Annotated in this window: 15 protein-coding genes; 11 read left to right on the plus strand and 4 right to left on the minus strand. The window is 67.8% G+C overall.

All coding sequences use genetic code 11. The features are described from left to right. Nucleotides 1-6 precede the first annotated feature (6 nt). Genes CGZ91_RS06620 through CGZ91_RS06630 form a run of 3 tightly spaced genes read left to right on the plus strand, consistent with a single transcriptional unit; the run spans nt 7 to nt 4,318 of the window. On the plus strand, nt 7-2,574 hold the full coding sequence (locus tag CGZ91_RS06620; protein ID WP_094453589.1) for a GNAT family N-acetyltransferase: 2,568 nt from the start codon (nt 7-9) through the stop codon (nt 2,572-2,574). Between the two features lie 14 nt (nt 2,575-2,588). Next, a complete protein-coding gene (locus CGZ91_RS06625) occupies nt 2,589-3,197 on the plus strand; it encodes a DUF5998 family protein (RefSeq protein WP_229116474.1) in 609 nt (202 codons plus the stop codon). Nucleotides 3,198-3,211: 14 nt separating this feature from the next. Beyond that, nucleotides 3,212-4,318: an alkaline phosphatase family protein gene (locus CGZ91_RS06630; protein ID WP_179229251.1), complete on the plus strand. Its 1,107-nt coding sequence runs from the start codon at nt 3,212-3,214 to the stop codon at nt 4,316-4,318. Between the two features lie 17 nt (nt 4,319-4,335). Here the strand turns inward: CGZ91_RS06630 and sepH are convergent, their stop codons facing one another. After that, nucleotides 4,336-5,328, minus strand: coding sequence for a septation protein SepH (sepH, locus tag CGZ91_RS06635; RefSeq protein ID WP_094453595.1), 993 nt, complete (start codon nt 5,326-5,328; stop codon nt 4,336-4,338). Between the two features lie 336 nt (nt 5,329-5,664). Between sepH and CGZ91_RS06640 the strand changes: the two genes are divergently transcribed. After that, nucleotides 5,665-5,964 (plus strand): DUF4193 domain-containing protein, encoded by a 300-nt coding sequence (locus CGZ91_RS06640; RefSeq protein ID WP_094451002.1) that lies wholly within the window; start codon nt 5,665-5,667, stop codon nt 5,962-5,964. 125 nt (nt 5,965-6,089) lie between these two features. Here CGZ91_RS06640 and CGZ91_RS06645 read toward each other — a convergent pair whose 3' ends face one another. After that, a complete protein-coding gene (locus CGZ91_RS06645; RefSeq protein ID WP_094453597.1) occupies nt 6,090-6,383 on the minus strand; it encodes a DUF4235 domain-containing protein in 294 nt (97 codons plus the stop codon). 133 nt (nt 6,384-6,516) lie between these two features. Here CGZ91_RS06645 and CGZ91_RS06650 point away from each other — a divergent pair, with 133 nt between their 5' ends. From CGZ91_RS06650 to CGZ91_RS14005, 3 genes are all read left to right on the plus strand, one after another. Further along, nucleotides 6,517-7,041, plus strand: a complete 525-nt coding sequence (locus tag CGZ91_RS06650) for a DUF3093 domain-containing protein (protein WP_144276820.1) — start codon at nt 6,517-6,519, stop codon at nt 7,039-7,041. Between the two features lie 93 nt (nt 7,042-7,134). Then, the gene (locus CGZ91_RS06655) at nt 7,135-7,917 is read left to right on the plus strand and encodes a DUF3710 domain-containing protein (RefSeq protein WP_094453601.1); all 783 of its coding nucleotides are present in this window, start codon (nt 7,135-7,137) and stop codon (nt 7,915-7,917) included. 9 nt (nt 7,918-7,926) lie between these two features. Next, nucleotides 7,927-8,280, plus strand: a complete 354-nt coding sequence (locus CGZ91_RS14005) for a single stranded DNA-binding domain-containing protein (protein WP_144276821.1) — start codon at nt 7,927-7,929, stop codon at nt 8,278-8,280. 13 nt (nt 8,281-8,293) lie between these two features. Here CGZ91_RS14005 and CGZ91_RS06665 read toward each other — a convergent pair whose 3' ends face one another. Together CGZ91_RS06665 and CGZ91_RS06670 are read right to left on the minus strand one after the other, a co-directional pair. Further along, a complete protein-coding gene (locus tag CGZ91_RS06665) occupies nt 8,294-8,962 on the minus strand; it encodes a potassium channel family protein (RefSeq protein ID WP_094453605.1) in 669 nt (222 codons plus the stop codon). Beyond that, nucleotides 8,959-9,678 (minus strand): potassium channel family protein, encoded by a 720-nt coding sequence (locus tag CGZ91_RS06670; RefSeq protein ID WP_094453607.1) that lies wholly within the window; start codon nt 9,676-9,678, stop codon nt 8,959-8,961. Before CGZ91_RS06670 ends, CGZ91_RS06665 begins: the two co-directional genes overlap by 4 nt. A gap of 94 nt (nt 9,679-9,772) precedes the next feature. On the opposite strand from CGZ91_RS06670, the gene CGZ91_RS06675 reads away from it, so the two are divergent. The 4 genes from CGZ91_RS06675 to CGZ91_RS06690 all read left to right on the plus strand — a co-directional run bounded on the left by CGZ91_RS06675 (nt 9,773) and on the right by CGZ91_RS06690 (nt 15,690). Further along, the gene (locus CGZ91_RS06675) at nt 9,773-11,002 is read left to right on the plus strand and encodes a class I SAM-dependent RNA methyltransferase (protein WP_094453609.1); all 1,230 of its coding nucleotides are present in this window, start codon (nt 9,773-9,775) and stop codon (nt 11,000-11,002) included. A gap of 210 nt (nt 11,003-11,212) precedes the next feature. Beyond that, nucleotides 11,213-14,188, plus strand: a complete 2,976-nt coding sequence (locus tag CGZ91_RS06680) for an aconitate hydratase (RefSeq protein ID WP_094453611.1) — start codon at nt 11,213-11,215, stop codon at nt 14,186-14,188. A gap of 347 nt (nt 14,189-14,535) precedes the next feature. Further along, nucleotides 14,536-14,862, plus strand: a complete 327-nt coding sequence (locus tag CGZ91_RS06685; RefSeq protein WP_094453613.1) for a hypothetical protein — start codon at nt 14,536-14,538, stop codon at nt 14,860-14,862. Between the two features lie 138 nt (nt 14,863-15,000). Then, nucleotides 15,001-15,690 (plus strand): HAD family hydrolase, encoded by a 690-nt coding sequence (locus tag CGZ91_RS06690; protein WP_094453615.1) that lies wholly within the window; start codon nt 15,001-15,003, stop codon nt 15,688-15,690. Nucleotides 15,691-15,728: the final 38 nt, after the last annotated feature.

The following is a 15,728-nucleotide window of genomic DNA, read 5'->3' on the forward strand; positions in this document are numbered from 1 at the left end:
TGGGTCATGGCAGCCAGCGCCCCCTATCCGCCCGAGTGGGAGACCGACGTCGTCCTCAGCGATGGCGGCACCGCACATCTGCGTCCGATCCTGCCCGACGACCGACAGCGACTGGTCGACTTCTATGCCCGGGTGTCCGACGAATCGAAGTACCTACGGTTCTTTGCGCCCCGGCCAGTGCTGAGTGAGGCTGACCTGGACCGCTTCACCATCGTCGACCACGACGAACGGGTGGCGTTGATTCTCACCGTCGGTACGGAGATGATCGCGGTCGGCCGATATGACCGGATCCCGGGCAGCGCGGAAGCTGAGGTCGCCTTCCTGGTCCAGGACGACCAACAGGGCAGGGGAGTGGGCCAGCTGCTGCTGGAGCACCTCGCCCAGGTCGCCCGGGAGCGCGGCGTGGGACGGTTCGTCGCCGACGTGTTGCCGCAGAACAGCCGCATGGTCGCGGTCTTCGCCGACGCCGGCTATCACGTCAAGCGCTCCTACGAGGAGGGCATGGTGGTGGTGGAGTTTCCCATCGAACCCTCCGAAACCTCCACGAACGTGATGCTGCGACGGGAGCACCGCGCCGAAGCCGCCTCCGTACGCCGGGTGCTCACCCCGCACCAGATCGCGGTGCTGGCCCCCGACCAGGTCCGCTCCGCCGTCACCGGCAGCATGCCCGGTTTCGCCGGTTCGATCATCACGTTGGACCAGGCGACCGGCAAGATCGACCAGGTCGTCATCTCCTCGGCAATCGACAGCATCGAGGAGGTGGTGCGGCGCAGTGCCGAGGTCGGTGCCCACAGCATCGTCGTGCTCGGCGACGCCGGCCAGCTCGCCGCCACCCAACTGATCGAACTCGCCCGCTCCCACGGGCTGCGGGCGGTCGGCCCCAACTCGCTGGGGCTCATCAACACCAGCACCGGACTCAACCTGACGCCGCTGCAGTCGCCCCGACCGGGGACCCTGGGCGTGTTCTGCCAGTCCACCGCCATCGGGGTGATGCTGCTGAGCAAGCTGGAGGCCCAATCCTTGGGGATCTCCAGTTTCGTCTCCACCGGCCCGCTGTCCGACGTCTCGGTCAATGACGTGATGCAGTACTGGTCCGACGACCCCGCCACCACGGTCTGCCTGCTGTCGCTGGACTCGATCGGTAACCCGCGCAAGTTCACCCGGATCGCGCGCCGGCTGGCACGCACGAAACCCCTGGTGGTGCTGGCTCCGAGCCGGTCCCGACACCACAGCATCGGGGAACCGGAAGGCCCCCAGGCCGCACCCCCGGATGCCATCGACGCCATCTATCGCCAGCTCGGCGTGATCGTGTGCCGCAGACGTGACGAGATGTTGGATGTCGCCGAGGTGTTGACCCGGCAACCGCTGCCGCAGGGACGGCGCGTGGCGGCGTACGCCAACTCCTCCAGCCTGCTGCGACAGATGGCGAGCTTTGCCACCCATCGGGCCGGCCTGGACTGCGTCGAGGCGCAGTCGGTGCCGACCGCCGACGACTTGGTCGCCGCCGTCCGAGCCGGTCTGGAACGCGAGGACACCGACGCGGTGATCGCGGCCCACGTGGATGTCTATTCCGATTCCGCGCAAGGCTTCCATGACGCGCTGAGCGAGCTGGCGCGCACCTCTGAGAAGCCGGTCCTGGGCGTCTTCGTCGACTTCACCACCGTGGCGGGACCGACCTCCTCACCCGATGGCAGCGGCACCTTGCCGGTGTTCGAGGGCTACGGCGACGCGTTGCAGGCGTTGGCCCGTGCCGCGGACTACCAAGAATGGCTGACGGCCGACCATGGCGTGGTGCCCGAGCTCGGCCGTCGTGCCGCAGCCGCCCGCGGCATCGTGGAGGAGGCGTTGGCCGAGGCCAACGACCCACTGGCCCGGGTCGTGCTGGACCCCGACCGGACGGCGGCACTACTGGCGGCGTACGGAATCACGCTGGTGCCCCGCACCCCCGTCGCCACCTTGCAGGAGGCGTTGGATGCGACCGCGGCGCTGCCCAGCGCCGTGATCAAGGCGACCGAGCCGGCGTTGCGCGCCAGCCCGGACCTGACCGCGGTGTTTCGCCACATCAGCGGTGCCGAGCAGGTGCGCCAGGCATGGACCGAGTTGGGCCGCAGCGTTGCCGGCGCCGGTCTGGGCGGACCCGAGGACCAAGTGGCGGCCGGCCCGGTGGTTCAGAAGCAGGGTGAGCCCGGGGTGTCGGTGCGGATCACCAGTGTGGAGGACCCCGCGTACGGACCGGTCCTGGGCATCGGGCTGTCCGGCATCGCCTCGGAGCTGTTGGGGGACCTGGCCTATCGGGTGCCTCCGCTGACCACCGCCGATGCCGAGTCGATGCTGCGGGACCTCAAGGGTGCACCGGCCCTGTTCGGTCGGTTCGGGGCCCCTCCGGTCGACACCGATGGCGTCGCCGACCTCATCACCCGGGTCGCGCAGCTGGCCGATGACCTGCCCCAGGCCGCCGAGATCCTGCTGACGCCCTGCATCGCCTCCCACGACGGAGTCGAGGTGATGGGCGCCCGGATCGTGCTCACCGCTCGGCCCGGCAGCCGCGATCCGCTGTCCCGGTCGCTGCAGTAGCTAGGCTGCGGCCTGTGACTCCTTTTCAGCGCGCCACCGACCCGTCCTCGGACCCGATGCGAGAGCAGTTGGTCGCCGACATCGCCGCCAGCGGGTACTTCCCCGAACTAGTCGCCGACACGTTGCTGCAGACCGTCGGGGATGAGGAGCTCCTCGCTCACGCGCTGCAACAGGAACCCACTTTCGACAACGACGGTCTGCACCGCCACATCACCGTGCTGGCGCTCACCGCGACCCGGCTCCTGATCAGTCACACCGACGAGACCCGCGCCGCCGACCCGCCGTCGCCGCACCCGCAGGCTGCCACCACCACCGAGTCGGTGCCGCTGCACCAGATCCGCAACGTCGCGTTGAGTCGGATGCTGGCCAGCCCCGAGAAGTACGACCCGCGCAAGCCGCTGGTCTCCGAAGCCTGGCTGACGGTGGGCTGGGGCGGAATGCGCCGGATCGACCTGGAGCCGGCCGCCTGTGCCGACCCGGACTGCACCGCCGACCACGGCTACACCGGTTCCGCCGCCGGTGATGACCTGACCGTGCGGGTCAGCGCCACCGCCGAAGGCAGCTCGATGGTTGACAAGCTGCTGGCGCTGGGACTGCAACTGCAGCACGTCACCCGCGCATGACTGGGCTGCCCCCGATGGTGCTCCCACTGTGGGAGCGCTCCACGTTGGCCAACCTGATGAGCACCGTGGCGGAACGGCTCGGCGGCACCGCGAGCATGACGGACGTTCCCGGCGTCTGCGCCGTGCCCGAAGCTGACCGTTACGTGGTGCTGCTGGTCGACGGGCTGGGTGGTCGGCTGTTGGAGGCCCACACCGATCTTGCGCCGCACCTGGCCCGGCATCGCGTCAGTACCTTGACCAGCGGTGTCCCCAGCACCACTGCCACGTCGGTGACCTCGTTGGGCACCGGCCTGCCGCCGGGCCAGCACGGGATCGTCGGCTACACCTTCCGCCACCACGGCAGCATCCTCAACGCACTGACCTGGCGTCCCGGCCTGCGCGCGGTTGACCTGCAGGCTCGCCCGACGGTCTTCGAGCGGCTCGCCGAGCAAGGGGTACGCAGTCAGGTGGTCAATCCCGCCCATTTCCAGGGCAGCGGATTGACCGGTTGCGCACTGCGAGGTGGCCGGCTCAACGGGGTCGTGGACGAGTCCGACAGCGCTGAGTTTGCCGAACGGGTCTCGATCGCCAGCCGTAGCAGTAGCCGGAGTCTGACGTACGCCTACCTACGGATGTTGGACCACACCGGGCACGGCAGCGGCGTGGACTCCGATGCTTGGCGCTCAACGCTGCGTCGCATCGACGGCTTCGTCGCCGAGGTTGCCGCACAGTTGCCGAACGGCACCGCGCTGGTCGTCACCGGCGACCACGGCATGATCGACGCAGGTGAGCTGACCGTGCTCGAGGAGCAGGCCGACCTGGCCGCCGGGGTCGACCTGGTGGGCGGGGAGTTGCGGCTACGGCAGCTGTACAGCCAGGAACCGGGCGCTGTGGCGCAGCGGTGGCGGGACCACTGGGGCGACCGCGCGTGGATCCGTACCCGCGAGGAGGCCATCGCCGAGAACTGGTTCGGCCCGGTGGATCGGTCACTGGCGGACCGCATCGGTGACGTGCTGGTCGCGATGCGTTCCGCCGAGGTGGTCGGCACCGTGACGATGCCGGGGGAGTGGGAGCTGGTCGGCGTCCACGGATCGTTGACGCCGGACGAGATGGAGGTCCCGCTCGTGGTGATCCAGCGCTGAGCCGACCGTCAGGTAGCTCAGTTCTTGCGCTTCGGTGAGCCGAACATGATCTCGTCCCAACTCGGCACCGAGGCGCGACGGCCCCGCTTGCGGGAGCTCTTGGGCTCCGGGGCCGGGGCGGGCGTCTCCTCTTCGCCCTCCCACAGGTCGGGCTGCTCGGGTTCGAGCGGACCTCGCTGGTCCTGGGCCTCAGGCTCGGCCGGTTCCGGGTCGGGCTCGCGTACCACCGGCTCCGTGCGGGGCTCACCCTCAGGCGGTTCGCTCAGGCCGGCGTAGATGCGTACCGAATCCTCGTTGAAGCCACCCAGCATGTCGTAGAGCACGTCCAGATCGCTGGTGCTGGGCGGGATGATCTCGTAGGTGCCGTCCTCGTTCTCCTCGAAGTCAGCGGTGCCGACCGAGTCCTCGAAATCGTCATCCACATCGCCCTCGATGACCGGCCGCTCGATCTGGCCGGTGCCCAGCATCGGTTCGGGCAACGCCTGATCCGGGTCAATCTCGGACTCGTCCTCGTCGTTGACGACCCGCACGATCGCAAGCTCGTCATCGGTCTCCCGAGCCAGGTCAACCGTCGGTTCGTCGGCAGCCGACCCCACCTCGCCGATGATCCAGCGGGCAGCGTCGTTGGCCGGGACGTTGAAGCGGCGCTGGTGGTCGAAGTCGAACACCGCTCGGGCCTCGTCGCCGTCCCGGGTGTAGGTCGCGGTCACATGCCAAGCACGGTTGTGGTCGCGCCAGGAGTCCCATTCGACTGAGTCGGGATCGAGTCCAGCTCCGCGCAGCACGTCCTCACTGGCGGCAGCCAAGGTGCGGTGGCCAGAGGACTCGCCCTTGCGTCGTACGGTCGAGGACAGCGCGTTTGATGCCATGTGGGCCCGTTCGGCCAACACCGGGCCGGCGAAACCGGCAAGCGACTCCACGCTGACACCGGCGGCCTCGGCGACCTCGGCCACCGGCTCTCCCGCCCGGATCCGAGCCTGGATCTCACGGGGCGTCAGTGCACTGTCCATGAAACCTTCCCTGTCTGCGCCGGTTGCGAAGTTCGAACAGTAACCTACCGCGCCATGTCGCTCGCACCCCGGAGGCTCGCGCGACCGACGCCGTCCGAGCCGACTCCCCGCCGATTTCTTCCGAATTGACCGCCAGATATTGGCATCTGTCCGTTTCTGTGGTAGAAGAAAGCCGTCGTATCGCAGCTCCGCGCGTAGAGGGAGGCGCTCGCGGAGCGACAGCCGGCCGTGATGGGCCCCGACCACTCAGTTGGTCACCGGCACGACCCCACCCGAACGAGATCCACGCTTGCACCACCCAGCCAGACAACACCAGCCAGCCAGACAAGGAGAACCATGGCGACTGACTATGACGCCCCACGCAAGACCGACGAGGAGATGCGCGAGGACTCGATCGAGGAGATCAAGTCGCGCCGCAACGACCAGAACTCGGGCAAGATCGACGAGGACGAGGCCGAGGCCGCCGAATCCTTCGAGCTGCCGGGCGCAGACCTGTCCAATGAAGAACTGACCGTACGCGTGCTGCCCCGTCAGGAGGACGAGTTCACCTGCTTCGGCTGTTTCCTGGTCCGCAACCGCAGCCAGCTCGCTGAGACCAAGAACGGTCAGAGCTACTGCGTCGACTGCGCCGCCTGACCCGGGCCTGCGCTGCTACCGCAGCCGCACCGATACCGAAGCTGAACGTGGGCGAGCCCCGGCCTGATGCCGGGGCTCGCCCACGTTTGGTGTTCCGGGTGCCGCAGCTGGTGCGGCTCAGCGCCTCAGATCCACAGCTTGGTCTTCTGGATGCCCGGCGCCTTGGTGCCGATGTTGCGCTGCCAGCGGCGGCCCGTGAAGCGGTGCACCAGCAGCTGTGCCACGCCCATGCCGACGCCGCTGGCTGCTGCCCAGGTGAAGGCCTGCCAGGCCGGGGTCTCAGGGTCGTTGGGCTCGGGCGGCTCCTCGCCGGTGACGGCCTTCCAGCCTGCCTCGAGGCCCTTCTTGACCGCGACCGTCGTCAACGCACCCAGCACGCCGGCGTAGATCTTCCAGAGAATCTGTTGCGAGGGTCCCATCGGTACTCCTTCTGTTGACCTGTTGGTCGGTTGGCGTTGACCTGTTGGTTTCGTGTTGAGCGTCGTGATGTCGTCTCCGCCATCGTAGAGCCACCCTCACGCGGCGACCGCGCAGGTCGCCTAGGCTGGCGTGGTGAGCACGGACAGCCCGACCCAGCCTTCGTCGTCAACCAGCCCCAGTCGCCCGGCCCCGGCGTACCGGGAGGTCGTCGTGCCTCCGGTGTCGTGGTGGGTGATCGCCATGATCCTGTGCGGGATGCTCGCCTTGGCCATCATCATGTACGTGCCCGGCCCGGTCGGGATCGTCGCCGGCATCGCGGTTGTGACCCTCACCATCGCCGGGCTGCTGGCTTGGGCGCCCCGGATTCGCGTCGACACTGACGGATTCCGAGTCAACCGCAACCTCCTGGAGCCGGCGTGGCTGGGCCAGGCCACAGCCCTCGACGAGGCACAGGGCAAGGACCTGCTCGGCCCCGGCGGCGACGTACGCGCCTTTCTGGCAACCTGCCCGTGGGCGTCCCGGGCCGTCAAGGTGATGGTGGCCGACCCGGCCGATGTCCATCCCTACTGGGTGGTCAGCACCCGGCATCCGCAGCAGCTGGCCTCGGCGTTGACCCGCATCGCGGCCGCCGGGCCCGACCAGCCCAGCGCGGGCTGAGCCGGCGTTGCAGGATCGGCACCGTGGGGGACTACATTGGGCCGCGCGTGTGCTCGTGACGCCCCTGACCGCAATCCAACAGGAGTTCGCAACGTGATCTTCGGCCGTAAGCGTGGCAAGAAGAAGTCCGACGAGGACCCGATCGAGGACGAGGTGCTTGACACCGAGGCCGATGAGGACGACGCCGAGGACGAGGAGGACGATGACCTCGACCAGGCCGACGCGGACGACGCCGATGAGGACGACACCGACGACGACTCCGATGCGGACGACGACTCCGATGACCCCGACTTCGACGAGCTGGACAAGCAGGACTGGCGCGCGGACGGCCCCTTCGACTTCGCCGAGGTCGACCTGGAGAATGATCCGGTCGAGCGGATGGACTTCGGCGGCATGATCATCACCCCCTTCGAGGGGATGAAGCTGCAGTTGCACGCCGACCCGCAGACCCAGCAGATCCAGCGCGCGATGGTGATGCACGACGACTCAGTGCTGGAGCTGTCGGCGTACGCGGCACCACGCGCCCGGGGCTACATCACCGAGATTCGCGACGAACTCATCAACAACGCCAAGAATCAGGGCGGGTCGGCCAATCTGGTCGAGGGGCCGTTCGGCACCGAGCTGAAGCGCCTGCTGCCGGTGCGGACGCCCGAGGGCAAGAACGTCATCGTGCCGACCCGGACCTGGCTGGTGCACGGCCCCCGGTGGGTGCTGCGCGGCATCATCATGGGCAAGGCGGCGATGGAGGAAGGTACGCCTGAGGAGCTCCTCGAGTGCTTCCACAACGTCATCGTGCGACGCGGGGATGACCCGAAGGCGCCCGGTGAACTGCTGGAGTTCGTGCTGCCCGACGACGTGACAGTCGAGCGGAACTGACCCACAGCCATGCCCGGTAATCCCCTCACTCGTTGGCTGGGGCGGCGCGGCGCAGACGAGCCCGCCGCTCCGGCCCCTGCCGAGTGTGTCCGCGCGCCGCGTACGTCGCGGCGACACGACACCGTCGGCGCCAGCAAGGACCGCTCCCGGGTGGACCTGTCGGGTCAGATCGTCGGCACCAGCATCGAACCGGGCCAGTTCGAGGCAGCCTTCGATGACGGCACCGGCCAGCTCACCCTGGTGTGGCTGGCCCCCGATGCCATCCCTGGCATCGAGGTCGGTGCCAAGGTGCGGGTGCGTGGCTTCCGCTGCGAACTGGATGGCCGCCCGGTCATTCACAACCCGCGCTACGACCTGCTCTGACCCCGACCGCCGGTCAGTCCTCGTTGCCCGGCGCCAGCATCGCCCGCAGGTCTTCGTGTTGCTGCTCCGACAGCAGGAACACGAGCTCGTCGGCGGGGCCGAATCGGTGCTCGGGATCCGGGGCGGCGGCGACGCCGTTGCGGATCACCGCCACCAGGACTGCCCCGCGCGGCAACACCAGGTCACCGACCGAGCTGCCGACGATGGGAGAGTCGCCGGGCAGCGTGAATTCCATCAGGCTGGTCTCGCTGCGCTGGAACGTGAACAGTCGGACCAGGTCGCCAACGGTGACGGCTTCCTCGACCAAGGCACACATCAGCCGTGGCGTGGAGACCGCCATGTCCACTCCCCAGGCTTCGGTGAACATCCATTCGTTGCGCGGATGGTTGACCCGCGCGATCGTGCGGGGCACGCCGAACTCCGACCGCGCCAGCAGGGAATGCACCAGGTTGGCCTTGTCATCGCCGGTGGCCGCCACCGCCACGTCGGCTGATTCCAAGTCGGCCTCCTCCAAGCTGGACAGCTCACAGGCATCGGCCAGCAACCACGTCGCCCCGGGCACGTCCTCAGGTCGAATCGCCTCGGGCTCCTTGTCCACCAACAGCACGTCGTGCCCGCTGATGAGCAGTTCCTGGGCGATCGACCGACCGGCTTTGCCCGCTCCGGCAATGACGACCCTCATGCGCGTCCCTCACTCTGACGTCCCTCGGGACGGTGGCTGGGCGGATTGCCGAGGATCGTTTCGACCTCGCCGACCCGATCATTTTCGACTGCTGCATACAGCAGGTCGCCGGCCTGGAAGACGGTGCCGGCGTGCGGCACCATGCCGGTGCCGGCACGCAGGATGAAGGGCAGTGGCGCCCCGCAGCGTTCCTGCAGTTTGCTGATCCGGGCCCCGATCCAGTCCGGATGGGCGTGCACCTGGAGCAGCCGGACCTGGCCCGACGGATCCCGCCAGACCGGTTCGGACCCCTCGGGCAACAGGCGCCGCAGCACCTGCCGGGCCGCCCACCGGATGGTCGCAACGGTGGGGATGCCGAGCCGCTCGTAGACCTCGGCGCGACCTTGGTCATAGATCCGCGCCACCACGTTCTCGACCTGGAACTCCTCGCGCACCACCCGGGCGGCAAGGATGTTGGAGTTGTCGCCGCTGGAGACCGCTGCGAAGCCATCCGCGTGCTCGATGCCGGCCCGACGCAGCACGTCACGGTCGAAGCCGATGCCCTCCACCGTCCCGCCCTGGAAGTGGTCCGGCAGCCGGCGGAAGGCGGCCGGGTCCTGGTCGATGACGGCGACGGAATGGCCACGCTTCTCCAGGCCGATGGCCAGCATCGATCCGAGCCGGCCACAGCCCATGATGACGATGTGCACGACCCCTCCGGTCCTGTCGATTCCCATGCGTCCAGCCGACGCAGCGGTCCGGATCGCCCTTGGTGGCAAGTGCCGTGCGGTCACGCTACTCCGGGGCGTGCCACTGAGTACAGTGCGCCCCATGTCCACCAGCAGCCCCAGCGACTCGACCGCGCCCGCCGACACCGCCAGCCCGGCGGCTGCCGTCGGCGATCTGGTCGGTCCGGTTCAAGTCGAGTCGGTCGCCCACGGCGGCCATGCGGTGGCCCGGCTACCGCAGGGGGAGACGCGCCGGGTGATCTTCGTACGCCACGCGCTACCCGGGGAACTGGTGCGCGTCCGCCTCACCGATGTGTCTCAGGCGAGGTTCTGGCGTGGCGACGCGGTTGAGGTGCTGGAGCCCTCCGATGACCGCGTGACGCCTCGGTGTCCCATCGCTGGGCCGGGCGGCTGCGGTGGTTGTGACCTGCAGCATGTCTCCGCCGCTGGCCAGGGGCGTTGGAAGCAGGCAGTGGTGGCAGAGCAGTTGGAGCGACTCGCCGGCATCACGTGGCATGGCCACATGGAGTCGCCTGAACCGCGATGGGGCTGGCGGCGCCGGATGCGATACTGGGCCACTGAGCCGGCCCAGCCCGGTGGCCCGGGGTTGGGGATGCGCCGGCACCGCTCCCACGACGTGGTGCCGCTGCCCACCAGCGGCTGCGCGACTGCTGCTCCCGAGATCGCCGGCACCGACATCGACCTGCCCGGCTGGCCCGACGGGTCCCCGCGCAGCATCGATCTGGTTCGGGCCGCTTCCGGCACCGAGGTGATGGTCGACGAATCGGATGTCGTGGTCACCGAGGAGGCGCTCGGGCGGCGCTTCGAGGTGGATGCCCAAGGTTTCTGGCAGGCCCATCCGGCAGCGGTCGAGGTGCTCAGCGCCGCCGTGCTGGCCGGATTGGAGCCCAACCCGGGGGAGCGGGGCTTCGATCTCTACTGCGGGGTCGGTGTCTTTGCCGCAGCCTTGGCCGATGCCGGCGTACAGATGTGGGGTGTCGAGGGCAATCGTGCCGCCGTCGAACACGCCAAGCGCAATGTCGCCGGCGTACGCTTCACCGCCGGCTCCATGGAGAAGATGCTGGCCCGACTGCCCAAGTCGACTGATCTGGTCGTGCTCGACCCGCCGCGTACGGGCGCCGGCAAGAACGTCATCAGCCAGATCGCGTCGCGGCGGCCGCGCCGGATCGCGTATGTCGCCTGCGACCCGGCGGCGCTGGCCCGCGACCTGCGCCACGCCGAGGCGATGGGCTACGCCCCGACCTCGATCCGCGCCTTCGATCTGTTTCCCCAGACCCACCACATCGAGTGCGTCGCCATTCTGGCGCGGTGAATATTGGCCATTCTGGCGCGGTGAATATTGGCCATTCTGGCGCGGTGAATATTGGCCATTCTGGCGCCGTAGTGTGCTCGGCTCGACGGCCAAGGAAGGGGACCCTCACCTGCCGGTGATGTCAGGGCGGTGAGAGACTGCGACCGTCACCGCAGCATCACAACGCTGTGGTATCTTGATGTCAAGATAAAAGCAGAGTCGGGAGTGTCCATGAGTCTCAACAGCTTTGACGCCAAGGCCACATTGGATGTGGCAGGCGCGTCGTACGAAATCTTCAAGCTTGATGCGGTGGAGGGTGCCGAGGACCTTCCCTTCAGCCTCAAGGTGCTGCTGGAGAACCTGCTCCGCACCGAGGACGGCGCCAACATCACCGCCGACCACATCCGCGCGCTGGGCAACTGGGATGCCAAGGCTGAGCCCTCCCACGAGATCCAGTTCACGCCGGCCCGCGTGATCATGCAGGACTTCACCGGTGTGCCCTGTGTCGTCGACCTGGCCACCATGCGTGAGGCCGTCGCCGAGCTCGGTGGCGATGCCGCCAAGATCAATCCGCTCTCGCCGGCCGAGCTGGTCATCGACCACTCCGTCATCGCTGACGTCTTCGGTACGCCGGATGCGTTCGAGCGCAACGTCGAGATCGAGTACCACCGCAACGAGGAGCGCTACCAGTTCCTGCGGTGGGGCCAGACCGCCTTCGACGACTTCAAGGTCGTCCCGCCGGGCACCGGCATCGTGCACCAGGTCAACATCGAGCACCTGGCGCGCGTGATCTTCCCGCGCGAGGTCAACGGTGTGCTGCAGGCGTACCCCGACACCTGTGTGGGCACCGACTCGCACACGACCATGGTCAACGGCCTGGGTGTGGTCGGCTGGGGCGTGGGCGGCATCGAGGCCGAGGCGGCCATGCTCGGCCAGCCCGTGTCGATGCTGGTGCCGCGCGTGGTCGGCTTCAAGCTGTCCGGCAAGCTGCCGGAGGGCACCACCGCCACCGACCTGGTGCTCACCATCACCGAGATGCTGCGCGAGCACGGTGTGGTCGGCAAGTTCGTCGAGTTCTACGGTCCGGGCGTGTCCGAGGTGCCGCTGGCCAACCGCGCCACCATCGGCAACATGAGCCCGGAGTACGGCTCGACCATCGCCGTCTTCCCGATCGACGACAAGACCACCGACTATCTGCGCCTCACCGGCCGCAGCGAGGAGCAGATCGCGCTCATCGAGGCGTACGCCAAGACGCAGGGCCTGTGGCACTGCGACGACCACGAGCCTCGCTACTCGGAATACCTCGAGCTGGACCTGGGCGACGTCGTCCCCAGCATCGCTGGCCCGAAGCGTCCCCAGGACCGCATCCTGCTGTCGCAGGCCAAGCGTCAGTTCAACTCCGACCTGCGCAACTACGTCAGCGCCGAGGAGCTCAAGGGCTACGACAAGACGGTGGAGGAGTCGATGGCTGCCTCTGATCCGGCCAGCGGCGCGCCCGGTGAGGAAGAGGGCGCCGAGCCCGGCTACCCGGCGTTCATCGGCAAGGCGGCGGATGCGATCAGCGAGGCGGGCACCAAGGCCGTCGACGCGCTGCAAGATGCCGCCGACAAGGTGATCAACAGCCCGCAGGTCCAGGGCGCCATCGACGAGGTCCGCTCCAACGAGACCGTCAAGAACGTCGCCGGCCGGATCTCCGAGGCCGCGACCAAGCTGACCGGTCGCGCTGCTCGTCCCGAGCACAAGACCACCATCACGATCGACGGCAAGCAGGCCGAGATCGACCACGGCGCGGTTGCGCTGGCGGCGATCACGTCGTGCACCAACACCTCCAACCCGAGCGTGATGATCGGTGCTGCGCTGCTGGCCCGCAACGCCGTCGAGAAGGGCCTGGAGCGCAAGCCGTGGGTGAAGACCACCCTGGCACCGGGGTCGAAGGTCGTGACCGAGTACTTCGAGAAGTCCGGGCTGATGCCCTACCTGCAGCAGCTGGACTTCGACCTGGTCGGCTACGGCTGCACCACCTGCATCGGCAACTCCGGCCCGCTGATCCCCGAGGTCTCCGAGGCCGTCAACAACAACGACCTCGCGGTCGTGTCGGTGCTGTCGGGCAACCGTAACTTCGAGGGTCGGATCAACCCCGACGTGAAGATGAACTACCTCGCAAGCCCGCCGCTGGTGGTGGCGTACGCCCTTGCCGGCCGGATGGACCTGGACTTCGAGTCCGATCCGATCGGGCAGGACAAGGACGGCAAGGACGTCTTCCTGGCCGACATCTGGCCCAGCGAGAACGAGATCGCCGAAGTCATCGGCCAGGCGATCAACTCTGAGATGTTTACCCGTGGCTACGAGGACGTCTTCGCCGGCGACGAACGGTGGACCTCGCTGGACACCCCAGAAGGTGACACCTTCACCTGGGGTGAGGACTCCACCTACGTGCGCAAGCCTCCGTACTTCGAGGGCATGGAGCGCGAGCCGAAGCCGGTCACCGACATCGACGGCGCCCGGGTCCTGCTCAAGCTCGGCGACTCGGTCACCACCGACCACATCAGCCCGGCTGGTGCGATCAAGCTGGACAGCCCGGCCGGCAAGTACCTGACCGAGCACGGGGTGAAGCCGCTGGACTTCAACTCCTACGGGTCGCGGCGCGGCAACCACGAGGTCATGATTCGTGGCACCTTCGCCAACATCCGGCTGCGCAACCAGCTGGCGCCGGGCACCGAGGGTGGCTTCACCCGCGACTTCACCCAGGCCGACGCTCCGGTGTCGACGGTCTATGACGCCAGCCGCAACTACATCGAGGCCGGTACGCCGCTGGTGGTCCTGGCAGGCAAGGAGTACGGCTCCGGCTCCTCGCGTGACTGGGCGGCCAAGGGCACCGCGCTGCTGGGCGTACGCGCCGTCATCGCCGAGTCCTACGAGCGGATCCACCGCTCCAACCTGATCGGCATGGGCGTCCTCCCGCTGCAGTTCCCCGAGGGCGAGAGTGCTGAATCGCTGGGCCTGACCGGTGAGGAGACCTTCTCCTTCAGCGGTGTCACGGGCCTCAACGACGGCATGATCAGCTCCGTCAAGGTCACCGCGACCAAGGACGGCAGCGAGCCGATCACCTTCGACGCCGTGGTCCGCATCGACACCCCAGGCGAGCGGTCCTACTACACCAACGGCGGCATCCTGCAGTACGTGCTGCGCTCGCTGCTGACGAAGTGACCGCCTGACGTACGCCCGACGGGCCGGCAGCTGTGGCTGCCGGCCCGTCGGCGTTGTCGCGGCAATGCCTGGGGGTTCAACAGCCTCTACTTGAAGGTTGGCCGGCTTGCACCGGTGGCGTCTGACGGTGACCTGGGAGTCAGCGACCGCCGAATCTGCGCGACCACGCGATGCTGTAGTGATGCAGGTCGAATCGGCGAAATCACCTGCACAACCACAGCATCCTGAGGTTGCGCAACGCCTGGGGCGCCGCCCGAGCGACCCCCAGGCTGCTCTGTCAATCTGTGGGAAACTAGGTCCATGCGCCACAGTGCCCACTGGACGTCGTCGGAAACCGGATCGCCCCGATGAAGTACCTCACCCTTTCGGCTGACGACCTTGCTCCGTCCATCATGGACGCCGATGAAGGGCTCGAACTGGAGGAGCTCGAGATACCGGATCGGCTGCGTGCTCGGATCCTCGAGTGGAACGCCGCGTACCAGCCGATCATCCCGCTCACCGAGGTTGAACGGCAACAGGTTGCTGACAGGATCGACGCACTCGATGCCATCGGACTGACGTTGCGAGCGGAGCTTGAGGAAAGCCTCGCCCCTGCGAAGGTGGCCTACTACAGCGAGGGCAGACTTCGTCACATTTACGGCGCAGGAGGCCAGGGCGGATGGGTGGCTTACTAGGTGCAGGTTCGGCTCGAGCCGACTCGACGACGTTCCCTCGGGAGCGTTTCGGGGTGCTGGCCACCTCTGCCGCGCGGCCCGACTGCCGGGGTGGAGGAACTCAGACGCGTTTCGCACCGGCTCTGGCATGCTGCATCCATGAAGTATCGAGGGCTGCTGTTGGACTTCTACGGGACCCTGGTGGAAGAGGATGGTCCGGCGATTCGCAGCATCGTCAGCCGGATCGAACGGCACCGGCCCGAGTGTTCGGGGGCTTCGCTGGCACAGGCTTGGGGGCAGGAGTTCGCCAGGCTTCTCGCGACCTCACACGGTGGCGCGTTTCGCACCCAGCGGGAACTCGAGATCGAGTCACTGACCATCGTCCTCACCCGCGTCGGCGCCAGCCTCGATCCGGTCGAACTGTCCGCCGATCAGTTCGCATACTGGCAGTCGCCCGCGCTACGCCCGGGAGCCGCCGAGTTCCTCGCCTCATGTCCGGTCCCGGTGTGCGTCGTCTCCAACATCGACCGGGCCGACCTGGAGACAGCGATCCGCAACACCGGATTGCGCTTGCCCCTGAGCGTGACCAGCGAAGATGCCCGCTCCTACAAACCTCGCCCCGAGCTTTTCGAGGCTGGCCTCCGGGCGCTCGAACTTGACCCACACGAGGTGCTCCATGTGGGGGACTCCCTGGGTTCTGACGTTGCCGGCGCGAACGCCCTCGAGATCGACGTCGCCTGGGTCAACGAACATGGTCGGCCGGCGCCGGATGGCGCAAAAATCGTCCGTGAGTGCAGCGACCTTCGCGATCTGCTCCCACTCTTGGACGGTGACGCCTCGGGCTCTTGACCGCCACGACGCAACCTGTGGTGGGCGGAGATCTGGTT

The sequence above is a fragment of the Parenemella sanctibonifatiensis genome (assembly GCF_002250565.1).
GTDB lineage: Bacteria > Actinomycetota > Actinomycetes > Propionibacteriales > Propionibacteriaceae > Parenemella > Parenemella sanctibonifatiensis.